Source organism: Amycolatopsis sp. Hca4 (assembly GCF_013364075.1).
Taxonomy (GTDB): Bacteria; Actinomycetota; Actinomycetes; order Mycobacteriales; family Pseudonocardiaceae; genus Amycolatopsis.
In genome coordinates this window covers 277,462-293,393 of record NZ_CP054925.1, presented here as the reverse complement: position 1 = coordinate 293,393, position 15,932 = coordinate 277,462, and the positions used below count along the sequence as shown (strand labels likewise).

Below are 15,932 nucleotides of genomic sequence, written 5' to 3'. Positions count from 1 at the left end.
GGTCCGTAGAATCGGCGGCGATGCGTCGTCTTCGGTGGTATTGGGGAGCCCTCGTCCTCGCGTGCGTGGCCTTGCTGGCCGGGTTTTTCGTCTTCTTCGGCTCCGAAAGCAAACCGGGGCAGCCGCAGCCGCGGCAGGGCCCGCCGGGCACCGGCCCGCTCACCGTCGTCGCGATGGGCGACAGCACGGTCTCCGGCGAGGGCGCCGGCCAGTACACCGCCGACACCAACGGCCAGGGCGGCAACTGGTGCCACCGCTCCCCCAACGCCTTCGTCGAGAAGATCGCCGTCCCGGGCATCACCGCGCACGTCAACCTGGGCTGTTCCGGCGCGCCCGCCGAGCAGGTCGCGCTCGGCGACGTCAAGCAGTGGACCGAGGGTTCGCAGGCGCAGCGGCTGGCGGCGCTGGTGAAGGACCACCGGGTGGCCGCGGTGGTGATCGCGGTCGGCGCGAACGACGACCCGAAGTTCTCCAACCAGGTCAACGACTGCTTCAAGGCGTGGTTCGACGCCGGTGGCCCGTCGTGCAGCACCGCGCTGAAGCAGACCTGGCAGTCCAAAGTGGACGCGATGGTGCCGAAGGTCGCGAAGGCGGTCGCCGACGTGAAGGCCGTGCTGGCGTCCGCCGGTTACGTGCCCGCGGACTACCAGCTGATCCTCCAGTCCTACGCGGCGCCGATCGGCCCGGACCTGCCCGAGGACCTGCGCAGCCTCAACGGCTGCCCGTTCCGCGCCGAGGACCTGCGCTGGATCGCCCAGACCGGGATCGGCGTGCTGTCCTCGGGCCTCAAGACGGCGGCGCGGCAGACCGGGGCCCGCTTCCTGGACCTGGCCAAGGCGGGCGTCAAGCACGAGGCGTGCAGCGGCGGCGCGAACCCGGCGACGGAGTGGTTCACCCGGCTGACCCTGCAGCTGGCCGACCTCGGCCGGGCCGAGCGCGCGGGCCACGCGCTGCAGGAATCGTTCCACCCCAACGCCACCGGCCACGCGGCGATCGCCAACTGCCTGACGGAGTTCATCGCGGCCAAGGACGGCAACGCCTCCTGCCTGGCCGGCGCGGACGGCAAGCTCCACGCGGTCCCCGAGGTCGTCGCCCGCTGACCCGCACGTACCCCAAGGGTCGGTTCCCGTACCCCGACGGTCGACCGGCGTACCCGGAGGGTCGGTTCGCGAGCCGACCCTCCAGGTACGCGAGCCGACCCTCCAGGTACGCAAGCCGACCCTCCAGGTACGCGAGCCGACCGTCCGGGTACGTCAGCCGACCTTGCGGACCGAGGTCGTCTCCACGTCGGCGGGGGTTCCGTCCGCGCCGAGCGGTTGCAGCGGCGGCAGCGGGACACCGCGTTCGTCCACGAGCACCGAGTGCGGTTCGCCGGGGGCGAACGCGTGCCGTTCGCCCCACTGCCGGAGCGCGACGACGACGGTGAACAGGTCGCGCCCGGCCGGGGTCAGGACGTAGACCTGGCGTCGGCCCGAGGGCGCGGTCCGCCGGTCGAGGACGCCGTGCTCGACCAGGCGGCGCAGCCGGTCGGTCAGGATGTTGCGGGCGATCCCGGTGCGCTGCCGGAAGTCGGTGAACGACCGGGCGCCGTCCATCGCGTCGCGGACCACGAGCAGGCTCCAGCGGTCGCCGACGAGGTCGAGCGCGCGCGCCACCGGGCAGTTCGGGTCGGTCCAGTCCTCGGTCACCACACCTCCGGAAGAGTTGCTGTTCGCAACCATTCTGCCGTACGGTCGGATCAGTTGCAAACTGCTACCAATGGAGGCGGGATGGGCCGGAACACGGTGCTGGCGGCCGTGTGCGCAGTCGCCGTCGCGAGCATCTACGCCGCCCAGCCCGCCCTCGCCGGGATCGGCGCGGACCTGGACGTGCCCGCGGCGGACCTGGGCTGGATCGTCGCGGCCGGTCAGCTCGGCTACCTCGCGGGCCTGGCCCTGCTCGTGCCGCTGGGCGACCTGCGGGACCGGCGCCGGCTCATCGCGGGACACCTGGTGCTGACGGCGGCGGGCGCGGTGGTCGCCGCGGCCGCGACCCGGCTTTGGGTGCTGCTGGCCGGGCTGGCCGTCGCCGGACTGTTCGCGGTCGTCGTCCAGACGACCGTCGCCTACGCCGCGGCGAGCGCCGCGCCCGGGGAACGCGGCCGCACCCTGGGCGCGGTCACCTCCGGGGTCGTCCTCGGCATCCTCGGCGCGCGCGTGGCGGCCGGGGCGCTGGCCACGGTGTGGGGCTGGCGCAGTGTGTACGTCGTGCTCGCGGTGCTCCTGGTGACACTGGCGGGAGTGGTGCTGAAGACGCTGCCGCCCGACCCGCGCCCCGGCCGGTCCTCGTACCGGGACGCCTTGGCCGACCTGGGCCGGCTGTTCCGCGAGCGGCTGTTCGTCTCACGCGGGCTGATCGCGTTCTTCCTGTTCGCCTCGTTCGGCACGCTGTGGAGCGGGCTGACGCTGCCACTCTCCGCCGCGCCGTGGCGGCTGAGCGCGGCGCAGATCGGCCTGTTCGGCCTGGCCGGGCTGGTCGGCGCGCTCGGGGCGGCCCGGGCGGGCCGCTGGGCCGACGCAGGGTTCGCGCGCCCGGTCACCCTCGGCGCGCTCGCCCTGCTCGCCGTCTCGTGGGCGGCAATCGGGCAGGCGCCGTGGTCGCTCACGCTCCTCGCGATCGGCGTGGTCGCGCTCGACTTCGCCGTGCAGGCCGTGCACGTCGGCAACCAGCACCTGCTGACCACCGCGCACCCGGAGACGACCAGCAGCGCGATCGGCGGCTACATGCTCTTCTACTCGCTCGGCTCGGCACTGGGCGCGACCGCGACGACGACCGCGTTCGCCGTCGCCGGCTGGGCCGGTTCGAGCGTTCTCGGCGCGGTGTTCGCGCTCTGCGCGCTGGCCGCCGCGCTCACAGGTCGAGGGCGGCCCGCAAGGCGATGTCGATCCGCTCCTGGACGTCCTGGTCGATCTCGGCGATCCGCTCGTCGAACCACGGGCGGTAGAGCCGGGTCAAGTTGAGCGTGGACACCCAGTAGCGGGCGTCGATCGCCACGCCGAGGATGTCCATCGGGTCGCGGTCGAGCAGTTCGGTGCCGAGCAGCCACGGCCGCTCGGACTCGTTCACCCCGTCCGAGGACAGCAGCACCACGGTGCGTTGCCGGGCCGGTTCGGTCGGGGGTGGTACGTCCAGACTTCACCCCTGCGCACGCAGATCCTTCTCCGCCGCGCTGCGTTCGGCCTCGTCCGATTCCGCGGCGGCCGGTTCCGGCTTCTGCGGGGTGTAACCCGTACGCACCGCCTCGCGCCTGGCTGCCTTCGACAGCCAGGACGAGACCGAGATTCCGTGGGCTTTCGCGGCCCGTTCGGCGAATTCCAGCGCGCCGCTGTCCAGCGAAAGCGTGACCTTACGTGTTGCCATACCTTTTACCGTACCAGCGCCCCGGCCGCCGGACGGAGCGCCGGCGTCAGAACGTCGGCGAACGTCCCTCGAACGGCGTAGAGAGCACCACCGTCGTGCGGGTCGACACCTTCGCCGCCTCCCGGATCCGCCGCAGCAGGTCCTCCAGCGCCAGCGGCGACTGGACGCGCACCAGCAGGATGTAGGACTCGTCGCCGGCCACCGAGTAGCACGACTCGATCTCCTTGATGTGCTGGATCCGCTGCGGGTAGTCGTCCGGGGCCGCCGGGTCGTTCGGCGTCAGCGAGATCAGCGCGGTCAGCGGGAGCCCGATCTGCTCGCCGTCGAGCCGCGCGGTGTAGCCGAGGATGACCCCGCGCTGCTCGAGGCGGCGCACCCGCTGGTGCACCGCCGACACCGACAGCCCGACCCGCTCGGCGAGGTCGGTGAAGCTGCGCCGCCCGTCCGCCGCGAGCTCCTGGACGATCGACTGGTCCAGCGGCTCCAGGCCGCCGGCGGTCATGCGTCCAGCACGACGAGCTCGTGCGGCTGGTTGTTGACGGACTCGGCACCGTCTTCGGTGACGATGACGATGTCCTCGATCCGGGCGCCCCACCGGCCCGCCTGGTAGATGCCCGGCTCCACGCTGAAGGCCATGCCCGGCTCCAGCGGCAGCGCGTTGCCGGCGATGATGTACGGCTCCTCGTGCACGTCCAGGCCGATGCCGTGGCCGGTGCGGTGGATGAAGTACTCGCCGAACCCGGCCTCGGCGATGACGTCGCGGGCGGCGGCGTCGACGGCCTCGGCGGTGACGCCCGGCTTCACCGAGGCGACCGCGGCGGCCTGGGCGCGCTGCAGCACCGCGTAGGTCTCGGCCACGTCGGCGTCCCGCGGCGTCCCGACGGCGTAGGTGCGGGTGGAGTCGGAGTTGTAGCCGGCAGGCAGCGGGCCGCCGATGTCGACGACCACGACGTCACCCTTTTCGATGACGCGGTCGGAGACGTCGTGGTGCGGGCTGGCCCCGTTCGGGCCGGAGCCGACGATCACGAAGTCGGCCTGGACGTGGCCCTCCTCGACGATGGCCGCGGCGATGTCGGCGCCGACCTCGGCCTCGGTGCGGCCCGGCCGCAGCCACTCGTGGACGCGGGCGTGCACCCGGTCGATCGCCGCACCGGCTTCGCGCAGCGACGCGATTTCCGCGGCGTCCTTGCGCATCCGCAGCTCCCGGACGACGGGACCGGCCAGCGTCTGCTCGGCGGTGCCGAGGGCGGCGCGCAGGGCGAGCACGTGCAGGGCCGGGGTGAAGTCGCTGACGGCGACGCGGCCGGGCTTGCCGAGCCGGTCGGCGACGAGCTCGTACGGGTCGTCGCCGTCGACCCAGGTGAGCAGCTCGACCCCGAGGTCGTCGGTCGGGACGTCGGCGTACCCGGGCGCCTCCAGCTTCGGCACGACCAGCGCGGGCGTGCCCTCGGCAGGGACGACGAGGGTGGTGAGCCGCTCGAACGAGCCCCCGGCCTGCCCGAGCAGGTACCGCAGGTCCGAGCCGGGCGCGATCAGCAGGGCATCGGTACCGGCGGCGGCCGCGGCAGCGCGGGCACGGTCCAGCCGCACCCGCAGGGCGGCGGCATCGGGAGCGGGCGTGTGAAGGGAACGGCGCGACATGACGCCGAGCCTAGTGGGGCGGCAGGGGAACCGGCCGCGCCCGGGGCCACGACATGCCGAGCCGGGTGACCCGACCCGCCCCGGCGGCCGCCGGTCGGCACCGGACCGTCCTCGCACGCGGGGCCCCGTTTTCCACGCTACCGGTCACCACCGACAATTCCGGCCCGGAACCTGCCCGGCCGCAGCCTTCGAGCGGATCCGCCGGCTGCCGCCGGACTCCCCGTCCAAAGGGCGAGAACACACCACGCCCCACCCGGGACTCACCTCCTCCCGTGCCGAGTAGCGTGGCTCGGCCCTCTCCCCCGCCTCCGGCATGGCAGGCTGTGCGGGTGACCGGATCCCTTGCCCTGCTCGACTCCGCGAGCCTGTACTTCCGCTCCTTCTTCGCCCTGCCCGACTCCCTGCGCGCCGCCGATGGGACGCAGGTCAACGCCGTGCGGGGGTTTGCCGACACGATCGCGCGGATCCTCACCGACCGGCGGCCCGCCCGGCTCGTCTGCTGCCTGGACGCCGACTGGCGGCCGAAGTTCCGCACCGACCTGCTGCCCAGCTACAAGGCGCACCGGGTGGCCGAGGAAACCGGCAGCGGCCCGGACGTCGAAGAGGTGCCCGACACGCTCACCCCGCAGGTCCCGATCATCCTCGACCTGCTCGAAGCCTTCGGGTTCGCCACCGCCGAAGCCGCAGGCTACGAGGCCGACGACGTCATCGGTGCGCTGGCCACCAAGGAGAAGGCCGACCCGGTCGAGGTCATCACCGGCGACCGGGACCTCTTCCAGCTGGTGCGCACCGAACCCACGCCGACCTCGGTCATCTACGTCGGCAAGGGGTGGGCCAAGGCCGAGGTGCTCGGGCCGGCCGAGATCGCCGAGCGCTACAGCCTCCCGCGTGACATCGCCGGGCCCGCCTACGCCGACATGGCCGCCCTGCGCGGCGACCCCTCCGACGGGCTGCCCGGCGTCGCCGGCATCGGCGAGAAGACCGCCGCGAAGCTGATCACGCAGTTCGGGTCGCTCGAAGCACTGGTCGCCGCCGGGGAAGCCGGCGACTCCGCCCTCCCGCTCAAGACGCGGCTGCGGCTGAAGGAGGCCGCGGACTACCTCGCCGTCGCCCCCACCGTGGTGCGCGTGGCGGTCGACGCGCCCGTCGAGCAGTCCCGCCCCGACACCGTCCCGGCGACCCCGGCCGACCCCGAGCGGGTCGCCGAGCTGACCGAGCGGTGGAACCTCGGCCAGCCGGTCGAACGGCTCCTCAAGGCCCTCCCCGGCGCCTAGAAGTACGTGCCGCACCACGGTGCGGCCGTCGTGGTGAACAGCTCGTCGGCCGCACCGAGTGCCGCCGCGGCGCGGACGTCGACGCGACCGGCCTCGGCCAGCGCCGTCGCCGTCCACTGCCCGAGGTAGAGCATGCCCAGGGTGTCGACGTCGAAGGCCAGGTCCGCGGCCGCCTCGGTGCGCCGGGCGCCCTCCGGGCCGATCTCGTAGTGCCCGGTGTTGGCCGGCAGCTGCCGGTCGGTCACCGCGACCACCACCGGGGCGGCCGGGCGGTAGGTGCGGGCGGCCAGCGCGGCCGCGACGTCGACCGGCCGCAGCCACAGGTCGTCCTCGACCGCCGTGGTGGCCGCGTGCCGGTGGTCGGCCAGCATCAGGGCGAGCGGCTCGTCGACCGGCCGGTACCGGGCGTACACCTCCGACACCAGGTCCACGGACAGCAGGTACCGCCACAGCGCGGCCCGCGGCCGGGCCCGCCGCGTGCAGGTCGCGGACGTCCAGCAGGGCACCGTGGTCGGGCGAGTCGGGCGACCGGCGGCCGACCGTGTGGTAGACGACGAACCCGTCGTCCCCGTCCGGTCCACTGTGGACGGCGACGACGTGCCCGCCCTCCGCGCTCACCTGCCGGTCGTGCGAGATCGGCCACCACCGCTGCGGCCGCCCGATCATCCCCGGCCGGTGCAGCCCGATCCGCCGGTACAGCCCCGGGATCTCCTTCACCGCCTCCTCCGGCGTCAGCAACCGGACCTCGCCACCGGCCGCGACGCGCTCGTGCAGCCGGGCGGCAGGCCGCGCCACCCGCAGGGTCTTGCCGAGCGCGGCCGAGCCGTAGCCGAACCGGCCGTAGATCGTGGGCTCGCTGGCGTGCAGGACGGCCAGCGGCACCCCGCGGTCGGCGAAGTCCCCCAGCTGCGCGGCCATCATCGCGCTCAGCACCCCGCGGCGGGTCCGGTCGGCCCGCACGGCGACCCCCTCCACCGCGGCCACCGGCAGGGTCTGCCCGCCCGGCACGGCGATCTCGGTGTCGTAGGAGGACACGATCCCGATCGGGCTGCCGCCTTCGAACGCCCCGAACTTCCGCTCCGCGGGCCAGGACTCCCGACCCGGGCCCAGACGTCGTCGGAGACGGCCGTGGCGTGCAACGCGCGGCGCAGCAGGTCGAACGTGCTGCGCCGCTGTTCCTCGAGGATCGGGCGGACGTCGAAGGCGGTCATCCTCCCGATCCTGCCGTCCGCGGCCGGACCCGGCACGCGGTTTTCCGCCACTCAGAAGTGACTGCCGCTCCAGGCCGCCTGCCCGACGCCGAACAGCGTGTCCGCCGCCGCCGGGGCGGCCGGGTCACGGACCTCCAGCCGGCCCGCCGCCGCCAGCGCCGACGGCCGCCAGGTACCGAGGTAGATCATCGCCAGGGTGGTGACGTCCACGCGGAGCCCGGCGGCCGGTCCGTGCGCTCCACCCCGTCCGAGCTCACCAGGTAGGTGCCGCTGTTGCCCGGCAGCAGCGGATCGGTGACCTCGACGAGCACCGGCGCTCCCAGCCCGTACGTCCGGCCGGCCAGTGCGGCCGGGACGTCGACGAGCCGGATCCAGTGCTCGTCGCCGATCCGGTCGACGCTCCCGCGCCGGTGATCGGCCAGCAGCAGGTCGATCGGGTCGTCCAGCGGCCGCGAACCGGCGACGATCCGGTCCACCAGGTCCAGGCCGAGCAGGAACCGCCACAACCCGGCGTACGCCGCCGCCGAGCCGGCGAACAGGTCCACCAGCTCCAGCGTTTTGGTCCACGGTGGCGCCAGCGGTCCGTCGACGTGGTAGACGGCGAACCCGTCCGGCCCGCCCGGACCGTGGTGCACCACCGCCTTCGCCGGCGTGGCAGACCGCCGCAGCTGCATCTCGTACAGCCGCCACAGCACCTCCGGCCGCGACATCATCCCCGGCCGGCGCTCGAGCCCGTCGTACACAGCGGGGCAGACCTCGAGGGCCCGCTCCAGGTCCAGCAGTTCCAGCTCCCCACCCGACGGCGCGTCCGGGCGCAGCCGCGCCCGGTGCCGGTCGAGACTGTAGGTGCGGTGCCGCGTGGCCAGGCCGTAGCCGAACCGGCCGTAGATCCCGGCCTCCGACGCCAGCAGGTTCGAAAACACCACCCCGCGCTCGGCGAAGTCCTCCAGCTGCGCGGTCATCATCGCCCGCAGCACCCCGCGGCGGGTCCGGTCGGCCCGGACCCCCACCGACGTCACCCCCACCATCGGCAGCCGCGCCCCGCCGGGCACCGTCAGCTCCGCGTCGAACGAGCGGGCCGTGCCGATCAGCTCCGGATCGAACACCCCGAGCGTGCCCCCGGGCTGGTAGTACCGCGCCGCGTACACCCACTCGGCGTCGTCGGACGGCGGGGCGTGCACCGTCTCCCGGAACAGGTTGCTCGCCGCCCGGTGCTCCTCGGTGCCCAGCGTCCGGATCTCGAAGTCGCTCATCCCCGGATCATCTCCGGAAACGCCGAGGTCCGGCCACCGGAATACCCCGGCGGCCGGACCTCGGGCCACGCTACTTCGCGACCGGCGGGGAAACCTCGTAGTTCCCGCCGTCACCCTTCACCGTGATCGGCACCTGCTGCGGCTTCCCGGCGATGGTGGCCGTGCACTCGAACTTCGCGCCGTCCTGCACCTTCTGCTCCGCCGGGCAGGTGACCGCGGTGACGCCGTCGATCTTGTACGTCTCGGTCAGCAGCTTCTGCACATCGGTCTGCATCTGGGTGTTGTTGAAGACCTGCGTCTTCAGGAACCCGGGCGCCACGAACCCCAGCACCAGGAACGCGGCGACCACCACGATCGCCGCCACCACGCCGATCAGCAGGCCCTTCTTCGACTTCGCCGGCTGCTGCTCCGGCTCCGGCCCGGCCGCGCCCGGGAACTGCTGCCGCCCGTAGTCGTACTGGCCGCCCGGCTGCTGCCCGTACTGCGGCTGCGCCTGGGGCCCGCTCTGCGGGTACGCCCCGCCCGGCTGCTGCCCGTACTGCGGCTGGGCCTGCGGCCCGCTCTGCGGGTAGCCGCCACCCGGCTGCTGGCCGTAGGGCGGCGGCTGCTGGCCCCACTGCGGCTGCGGCGGGGCGTACCCGCCGGGCTGCTGCCCCCACTGCTGGGGCTGCTGCGGCTGGCCCGATTGCTGCTGCTGGTTCGGGTCGTAGGAAGGCTGTTGCGGCTGCCCCCACTGCGGCTGCTCCTGCCCGCCGCTCGGCGGGTACGCGCCGCCCGGCTGCTGCCCGTACTGGGGCTGCTGTGGGTCGTTGCCGCCATACGGCGTGCTCATCTTCTGCCTCCGCCTGCTTCACTCAACTCGCTGTCCACCCCGAAACACCGCCAAGCCGCGCACACACGGTGTTGCAGGCGATCCAACCACAGGTTCCAGCCGAGCACACGTGTCCACGCTCACCCGCCACCCCACCGCCGAGCTGGGCTAACACCGAGTTCACGCGGCCCCGGCGGCCACGACGCCACGGCGGAGGGCCTTGACCGCCTCGGCCGCCGCCGCACCCACCGGATCCGCCTTCCCGAGCACGTCCCGGATCTGGTCCAGCAGGTCGATCACCTGCCGCGACCAGCGCACGAAGTCACCGGCCGACAGCTCCTGGCCGTTGGCCTCCGCCGCGGTCAGCACCTTCTCCAGGGATTCACCGCGGGCCCAGCGGTACACCGGCCACGCGAACCCGGCGTCCGGCTCCCGCGTGCGGTCCAGCCGGTGCCGCCGCTCGTCCTCGGTCAGCTCCACCCACAACCGCGCCGTTTCCTGCCACGCCTCGGGCACCGCCCCACCGGGCAGCCGCGGCTCCCCCGCGGTGTCCCGGCGCGCCTCGAACACCAGCGTCGACACGACCGCGGCCAGCTCGGCCGGGTTGAGCTTGCGCCACACCCCGTGCCGGATGCACTCCGCCGCCAGCAGATCCGACTCGCTGTAGAGCCGCGTCAGCCGCCGCCCGTGCTCGGTGACGCGGTCCTCACCGTCCCCGGCCGACTCCGGCCCCAATCCATCCATGCCCCCGCCACCACCCTCAACGGAGGCGCTTTGCGCCGCTGCCAAATACCCGCGCTCACCCAGCAACGCCAGGATCCGGTCGAACGCCCGCGCCAGCGAGTGCGTCGTCGCCGCGACCTTCCGCTCCAGCTGCTGCGTCTCCGCCGCGAGCCGCTCGTACCGCTCCACCCAGCGCAGGTTCGCCTCACGCTCGGCCAGCCCGTGGCACGGGTGCGCCCGCAACGCCCGCCGCAGCGCGGCCAGCTCGCCGTCCTCGTTCGCCCCCGACCGCCGCTTCTGCCGCCCCGGCAGCGAAATCCCCGCGTTCCGCAACGCCGACGCGATGTCCCGGCGCGTCCGCGGCGACCGCAGCTCGATGTGCTTGGGCAGCCGGATCCGCCCCAGCGCCTCCACCGGCGCCGGGAAGTCCGCGACCGACAACGGCCCCGACCACCGGTCCTCGGTCACCACCACCGGCCGCGGCTCCCGGATCGGGTCCAGCCCCGGATCGACCACCACCGCCAGCCCGGCCCGCCGCCCCGCGGGCACCGCGATCACGTCACCCTTGCGCAGCTTCTCCAGCGACTCCGCCGTCCCGGCCCGCCGCGCGGACGTGTTCTGCCGCGACAACGCCTTCTCCCGCGCCGAAATCTTCGCCCGCAGCTCGACGTACTCCAGCATCTCGTCGAAATCGCCGGTCACCGCGGCCGTGTAGCCCTTCAGCGCTTCCTTGTTCCGCTCGATCCGGCGGGCGGTCCCCACCACCGACCGGTCGGCCTGGAACTGGGCGAACGACTGCTCCAAAAGCTCCCGCGCCTCGGCCGCACCGACCTGCGCCACCAGGTTGACCGCCATGTTGTAGCCCGGCCGGAACGACGACCGCAGCGGGTAGGTCCGCGTCGACGCCAGCCCGGCGACCTGCTTCGGGTCCACCCCGGGCTGCCAGGCGACGACCGCGTGCCCCTCGACGTCGATCCCGCGCCGCCCGGCCCGCCCGGTGAGCTGCGTGTACTCCCCCGGCGTCAGGTCGACGTGCGCCTCGCCGTTGTACTTCACCAGCCGCTCGAGCACGACCGTGCGCGCCGGCATGTTGATCCCCAGCGCCAGGGTCTCGGTGGCGAACACGACCTTCACCAGCCCGCGGACGAACAGCTCCTCCACGGTCTCCTTGAACGCCGGCAGCAGCCCCGCGTGGTGCCCCGCGATCCCGCGTTCGAGGGCCTCCCGCCACTCCCAGTACCCCAGCACGCCCAGGTCACCCTCGGGCAGGTCCGCCGTGCGCTCCTCGATGACCCGCCGGATCTCCTCGACCTCACCCGGCCCGTTCAGCCGCAGCCCCGACCGCACGCACTGCGCCACCGCGGCGTCACAGCCCGCCCGGGAGAAGATGAACACGATCGCCGGCAGCAGCCCGGCCCGGTCCAGCTGCTCGACGACGTCGACCCGCGACGGCGGCCGGAACCGCGGCATCCGCGACGGCGCACCGCGCCGGCCCCGCGGCCCCCGGAACCCGGCCGGCGCGTACTGCCTGCCGATCTCCTCGGTCCGCCGCAGCAGGGTCGGGTTGATCCGCAGCTCGGCGTTCGGCGCGTGCACGTCGTCCCCGGCGAACAGGTCCAGCAGCCGGTTCCCCACCAGCATGTGCTGCCACAGCGGCACCGGCCGGTGCTCGTCGACGACCACCGTGGTGTCGCCCCGCACCTCGACCAGCCACTCGCCGAACTCCTCGGCGTTGCTGACCGTCGCCGACAGCCCGACCACGCGGACGTACTCCGGCAGGTGCAGGATCACCTCTTCCCACACCGCGCCCCGGAACCGGTCCGCCAGGTAGTGCACCTCGTCCATCACGACGTACCCGAGGTCGGTGATCGTCGACGAGCCGGCGTAGAGCATGTTGCGCAGCACCTCGGTGGTCATCACCACCACCTGCGCGTTGCCGTTGATCGAGGTGTCGCCGGTCAGCAGGCCGACCGCGTCGCTGCCGTAGCGGGCCACCAGGTCGGCGTACTTCTGGTTCGACAGCGCCTTGATCGGCGTCGTGTAGAAGCACTTGCGGCCCTCGGCGAGGGCCAGGTGCACCGCGAACTCGCCGACGATCGTCTTGCCCGCCCCGGTGGGCGCGCAGACGAGCACGCCGTGGCCGTCTTCCAGGGCCTGGCACCCGCGGATCTGGAACTGGTCGAACTCGAAGGACACCTCCGCGGCGAAGCGCGTCAGCTGGGGGTACTTCCCGCGGCGTGCGGAGGCCGCATAGGCCTCGGCCGGGGACGGAGAAGGGCTACTGGCCACCTCGTCAGGGTTTCACACCCCTCCGGCAGTTCGCACGTTGCGTACAACGACCCGCCGTACAGGTCGTTATACACCGGGAGGAACCGCGGAACCGGTTCGCGTCCGGCCGCGTCGGAGCGGGCATGACGGAACCGTGCCCGAGCTGCGGCTTGCTGGACCAGGTGCAGCACGTCCCCGCGGTCTACCAGGGCGGTCACTCCTTCTACCGCGGTCAGGGCCCGGCCGTGGCGGTGCCGGCCGGCGACGGCGTCGTGTACACGAGCAGCCAGGTCAGCGGGATCACCGTGACGGCGGTCGCCCGCTCCCTCGACCCCTTTCCCCGGCCCCGCCGCGGCGGCGGCCTGCTGGCCGCGGTCGTCCTGCTGGCCATGGTGGGCAGTTGCTTCCTGCTGCTGCCGTTCTCCGCCTCCGACGACCCGCCACCGGGCGGGGCGGCCGCGAAGGCGCTGGGTTACGCGGTGCTCTCGCTGCCGGCGTTCGCGGTGTACGTCGCCGCGGGGGTGCTGGTCTGGCTCTACGTCCGCCGGGTGCGGGCGCACCGGCGGCAGCAGCGCGGGGTCCCGGCGGCGCGGCAGGTGTGGGAGCAGGGCTGGTTCTGCCACCGCTGCGGCGGGGTCTACTTCGCCGACGCGGGGCGGCTGCTGACACCGGCCCACTTCCGGCATCTGGTGGCGCGGGCGGGCGGGTACGACCGTTAGGCGAGTAATGCGTAACTCGGTCGATGGTCAGGGGATGCCTTCAAATCACGGAGCCGGGTGGTCATCCCGTCGCCTGAGGCCGTCAAATCACTTTGAGCCGGGCCCGCAACCCACAGCGCAACGAAGGCCGACAACGCAAGCTTGCGGGCCCGGCTCAAAGTGATAGGCCTCGATCAGGCGACGGGATGACCACCCGGCGGCCCACCTCCAGAAGGTGAGGCGGCAGCGGTGGTTGTGGTCATCCCGGAGCCTGCCCGTCCGGCGAGGACATTCTTTTGTGTTTTGCCACGGCAGAGTCTTCTGCCGCGGCAGGGTGAAGGAGCGGCAGAGCGGGTCCGACCTCGTTGGTCTAGGCCAGAACGCTGAGCGCGCCCGGCACGCAGGTCGCCGTCACCGGCACGGTGCCCTGGGGCTCCCCGTCGGCGTAGGCAGGCCAGGCGTTCCCGGCCAAGGTCACCGAGCGGGCCCGCAGCGTGCGGACCGCCGGGTGGGTCACGTGGTTGCCCGAGCGCAGGCCCGGGAGCATGCGGACCAGGCCGCGGCGGGTGGCGTGGCCGATGATCGTGACGTCGAAGACGCCGTCTTCGGGGTCGGCCGTCGGGCAGATCGGGACGCCGCCGCCGTAGAAGCGGGTGTTGCCGATCGCCACCAGGGTCGCGTCGAGCTCGAGGCGGCCGGTGCCGGTGTCGACGACCACCGGACGCGGCCGGAACGACGCCAGCTCGGCCAGGATCGCCAGGTCGTAGCGGCGCGGCCCGGACGGCCAGCGCATCCGGTTGGCGCGTTCGTTGACGCTCGCGTCGAACCCCGCGCACAGCACGGTCGCGAACCAGGTGTCGCCGGCGCGGCCGAGGTCGATCCGGCGGCGGGCGCCCGAGCGCAGGGCGGCGACCAGCGCGTCGACCGCCGGGAGCGGCTCGCCGGGGACGCCGAGGGCGCGAGCGAAGTCGTTGCCGGTGCCGGCCGGGACGAGCCCGAGCGCGACGTCGTGGTTGGCGCAGAACTGGACGCCCTGGTGGGCGGCGCCGTCCCCGCCGAGCACGATCAGCACGTCGAGCCCGGCGGCGTGGGAGGACCTCATCAGCGCGCGGGACTCCTCGACGGTGTGGGCGACCAGCACGTCGAGCCGGTCGACCGCCGCGCGCAGCCGCTCGGCGACGGTGTCGGCGATCCGGGCGGCCGCGCCGTGCCCCGACGCCGGGTGCACGGCGAGCGCGGCGTGGATCCCCACTAGGTGACGTCGTCGGTGCTCGACCGGCCGCTGGACGCGGTCGGGGCGGACGGCTCGTCGTCGACGGTGCTCGGCGTGTAGTCGAACGGCGCGGCCTCGTCGTCGGCGAGGGAGTCCCAGCCCTCGTCGGAGCGGGCCTTGTCGAGCTTGCGGTCGTGGAAGCGCGCCATCTGCACGGCGATCTCGAACAGCACGGTGAGCGCGCCGGCCAGGCCCAGCATCGAGAACGGGTCCGAACCGGGGGTGGCGAAGGCGGCGAAGACGAACAGCGCGAACACGATGCCACGCCGCCACTTCTTCAGCTGCACGTACTTCACGACGCCGACGCGGTTGAGCATCACCACCAGCAGCGGGAGCTCGAAGCTGATCCCGAAGATGATCAGCAGCGACAGCAGGAACGAGATGTACTTGTCCGCGGTCAGCGCGGTGACGAACGCGTCCTGCCCGAAGCCCATCAGCAGCTGCAGGGCGTGCGGGAAGAGGATGTAGGCGAGCACGGCACCGGTGGCGAACAGCACGGACGCGAACGCGACGAACGTCAGCGCGTACTTGCGTTCCTTGCTGTACAGGCCGGGGGCGATGAACGCCCAGAGCTGGTAGAGCCAGGCCGGCGAGAGCAGCACGGCCCCGGCCGCGATGCCGACCTTCAGCTGGGTCATGAACGCTTCGAACGGCACGGTCTGCAGCAGCCGGCACCCGGCGGCGCTGTCGAGCCGCCGTTCCGGCGGGATGGCGCAGTACGGGTCCTTGACGAGGTCGCCGAGCGACGGGACCGGCCCGATCTTGGTGCCGAACCAGATGAACCCGATGATCCCGCCGACCACCACCGCGAGCAGCGCGAAGCCGAGGCGGCGGCGGAACTCGTAGATGTGCTCGATGAGCGTCATCGTCCCGTCGGGATTGGCCCGACGGCTGCGCTTGCGCCGCTTCGACCGGCGGCTGTCACCGTTTCCGGAGGCGGATTCCGCCACGGGTTGTTCCGTTCTCGTCGGAGTCCGCCGGAGCGCGCCGGGCTCGGCGCGCTCCGTGGACGGGGGACCGGGTGGGGCCGGAGCCGCTCAGCTGACGTTCTTCTGCGGCTGCTCGGCCGCCTGCTGCTTCTTCAGCTCGTCGAGCTGGCGCTGCAGGTCGGCGACCTGCTGGTCGGTCGAAGCGGGCGTGGCGGGCTTGGCCGGGAGCTGCTTCGTCTCGGCGGGCTCGGCGTCTTCGTGCGCCGCGGCCTTGTCGCCGGTGAGGTCCTTGGTCTCGGCCTTGAAGATCTTCATGGACTTGCCGATGGACCGGGCCGCGTCGGGAAGCCTCTTGGCCCCGAACAGCAGCACGACGACGAGCACCAGGATGATCAAATGCCACGGCTGCAATCCGTTCAGCATGGTGGCCTCCTATCTGCGTCTGGTAGGGA

General features: G+C 73.1%; 15 protein-coding genes and 2 pseudogenes. 4 read left to right on the top strand and 13 right to left on the bottom strand.

Going from position 1 to position 15,932, the window contains the following annotated elements:
* Positions 1 to 20: 20 nt before the first annotated feature.
* Complete coding sequence (locus HUT10_RS01375) at positions 21 to 1,100, top strand: GDSL-type esterase/lipase family protein (protein ID WP_176169508.1); 1,080 nt, start codon at positions 21 to 23, stop codon at positions 1,098 to 1,100.
* A gap of 153 nt (positions 1,101 to 1,253) precedes the next feature.
* Here the strand turns inward: HUT10_RS01375 and HUT10_RS01370 are convergent, their stop codons facing one another.
* Positions 1,254 to 1,688 carry a helix-turn-helix domain-containing protein gene (locus tag HUT10_RS01370; protein ID WP_254896606.1) on the bottom strand — a complete coding sequence of 145 codons (435 nt, stop codon included), beginning with the start codon at positions 1,686 to 1,688 and terminating at the stop codon, positions 1,254 to 1,256.
* A gap of 81 nt (positions 1,689 to 1,769) precedes the next feature.
* Here HUT10_RS01370 and HUT10_RS01365 point away from each other — a divergent pair, with 81 nt between their 5' ends.
* Positions 1,770 to 2,999: an MFS transporter gene (locus HUT10_RS01365; protein WP_176169506.1), complete on the top strand. Its 1,230-nt coding sequence runs from the start codon at positions 1,770 to 1,772 to the stop codon at positions 2,997 to 2,999.
* Here HUT10_RS01365 and HUT10_RS01360 read toward each other — a convergent pair.
* The 4 genes and pseudogenes from HUT10_RS01360 to HUT10_RS01345 all read right to left on the bottom strand — a co-directional run bounded on the left by HUT10_RS01360 (position 2,890) and on the right by HUT10_RS01345 (position 5,040).
* Positions 2,890 to 3,188: pseudogene (locus tag HUT10_RS01360) on the bottom strand (hypothetical protein). The gene HUT10_RS01365 and the pseudogene HUT10_RS01360 overlap by 110 nt on opposite strands.
* A complete protein-coding gene (locus tag HUT10_RS01355) occupies positions 3,175 to 3,399 on the bottom strand; it encodes a hypothetical protein (RefSeq protein ID WP_091311498.1) in 225 nt (74 codons plus the stop codon). The pseudogene HUT10_RS01360 and the gene HUT10_RS01355 overlap by 14 nt, the downstream one beginning before the upstream one ends.
* Before the next feature lie 46 nt (positions 3,400 to 3,445).
* Positions 3,446 to 3,901, bottom strand: coding sequence for an Lrp/AsnC family transcriptional regulator (locus HUT10_RS01350; protein ID WP_176169504.1), 456 nt, complete (start codon positions 3,899 to 3,901; stop codon positions 3,446 to 3,448).
* Entirely contained in the window at positions 3,898 to 5,040 is a 1,143-nt protein-coding gene (locus HUT10_RS01345; RefSeq protein ID WP_176169503.1) for a Xaa-Pro peptidase family protein, read from the bottom strand. Before HUT10_RS01345 ends, HUT10_RS01350 begins: the two co-directional genes overlap by 4 nt.
* Positions 5,041 to 5,369: 329 nt before the next feature.
* Here HUT10_RS01345 and HUT10_RS01340 point away from each other — a divergent pair, with 329 nt between their 5' ends.
* Entirely contained in the window at positions 5,370 to 6,314 is a 945-nt protein-coding gene (locus HUT10_RS01340; protein WP_176169502.1) for a 5'-3' exonuclease, read from the top strand.
* On the opposite strand, the pseudogene HUT10_RS01335 reads toward HUT10_RS01340, so the two are convergent.
* From HUT10_RS01335 to HUT10_RS01320, 5 genes and pseudogenes are all read right to left on the bottom strand, one after another.
* Positions 6,311 to 7,525 (bottom strand): annotated as a pseudogene (locus tag HUT10_RS01335) (GNAT family N-acetyltransferase). The gene HUT10_RS01340 and the pseudogene HUT10_RS01335 overlap by 4 nt on opposite strands.
* 51 nt (positions 7,526 to 7,576) lie before the next feature.
* On the bottom strand, positions 7,577 to 7,735 hold the full coding sequence (locus HUT10_RS52015; protein ID WP_368660730.1) for a sterol carrier protein domain-containing protein: 159 nt from the start codon (positions 7,733 to 7,735) through the stop codon (positions 7,577 to 7,579).
* A complete protein-coding gene (locus HUT10_RS01330) occupies positions 7,711 to 8,778 on the bottom strand; it encodes a GNAT family N-acetyltransferase (RefSeq protein WP_368660729.1) in 1,068 nt (355 codons plus the stop codon). Before HUT10_RS01330 ends, HUT10_RS52015 begins: the two co-directional genes overlap by 25 nt.
* A 70-nt stretch (positions 8,779 to 8,848) precedes the next feature.
* On the bottom strand, positions 8,849 to 9,610 hold the full coding sequence (locus HUT10_RS01325) for a DUF4333 domain-containing protein (protein ID WP_176169501.1): 762 nt from the start codon (positions 9,608 to 9,610) through the stop codon (positions 8,849 to 8,851).
* A gap of 159 nt (positions 9,611 to 9,769) precedes the next feature.
* Positions 9,770 to 12,601 (bottom strand): RNA helicase, encoded by a 2,832-nt coding sequence (locus HUT10_RS01320; RefSeq protein WP_176169500.1) that lies wholly within the window; start codon positions 12,599 to 12,601, stop codon positions 9,770 to 9,772.
* 122 nt (positions 12,602 to 12,723) lie between these two features.
* On the opposite strand from HUT10_RS01320, the gene HUT10_RS01315 reads away from it, so the two are divergent.
* Positions 12,724 to 13,299 carry a hypothetical protein gene (locus HUT10_RS01315; RefSeq protein ID WP_176169499.1) on the top strand — a complete coding sequence of 192 codons (576 nt, stop codon included), beginning with the start codon at positions 12,724 to 12,726 and terminating at the stop codon, positions 13,297 to 13,299.
* A gap of 349 nt (positions 13,300 to 13,648) precedes the next feature.
* Here the strand turns inward: HUT10_RS01315 and HUT10_RS01310 are convergent, their stop codons facing one another.
* The 3 genes from HUT10_RS01310 to tatA all read right to left on the bottom strand — a co-directional run bounded on the left by HUT10_RS01310 (position 13,649) and on the right by tatA (position 15,903).
* A complete protein-coding gene (locus HUT10_RS01310; protein ID WP_176169498.1) occupies positions 13,649 to 14,530 on the bottom strand; it encodes a diacylglycerol kinase family protein in 882 nt (293 codons plus the stop codon).
* Entirely contained in the window at positions 14,530 to 15,501 is a 972-nt protein-coding gene (tatC, locus tag HUT10_RS01305) for a twin-arginine translocase subunit TatC (protein ID WP_176169497.1), read from the bottom strand. The genes HUT10_RS01310 and tatC overlap by 1 nt, the downstream gene beginning before the upstream one ends.
* Positions 15,502 to 15,588: 87 nt before the next feature.
* Positions 15,589 to 15,903: a Sec-independent protein translocase subunit TatA gene (gene tatA / locus HUT10_RS01300; protein ID WP_176169496.1), complete on the bottom strand. Its 315-nt coding sequence runs from the start codon at positions 15,901 to 15,903 to the stop codon at positions 15,589 to 15,591.
* Positions 15,904 to 15,932: the final 29 nt, after the last annotated feature.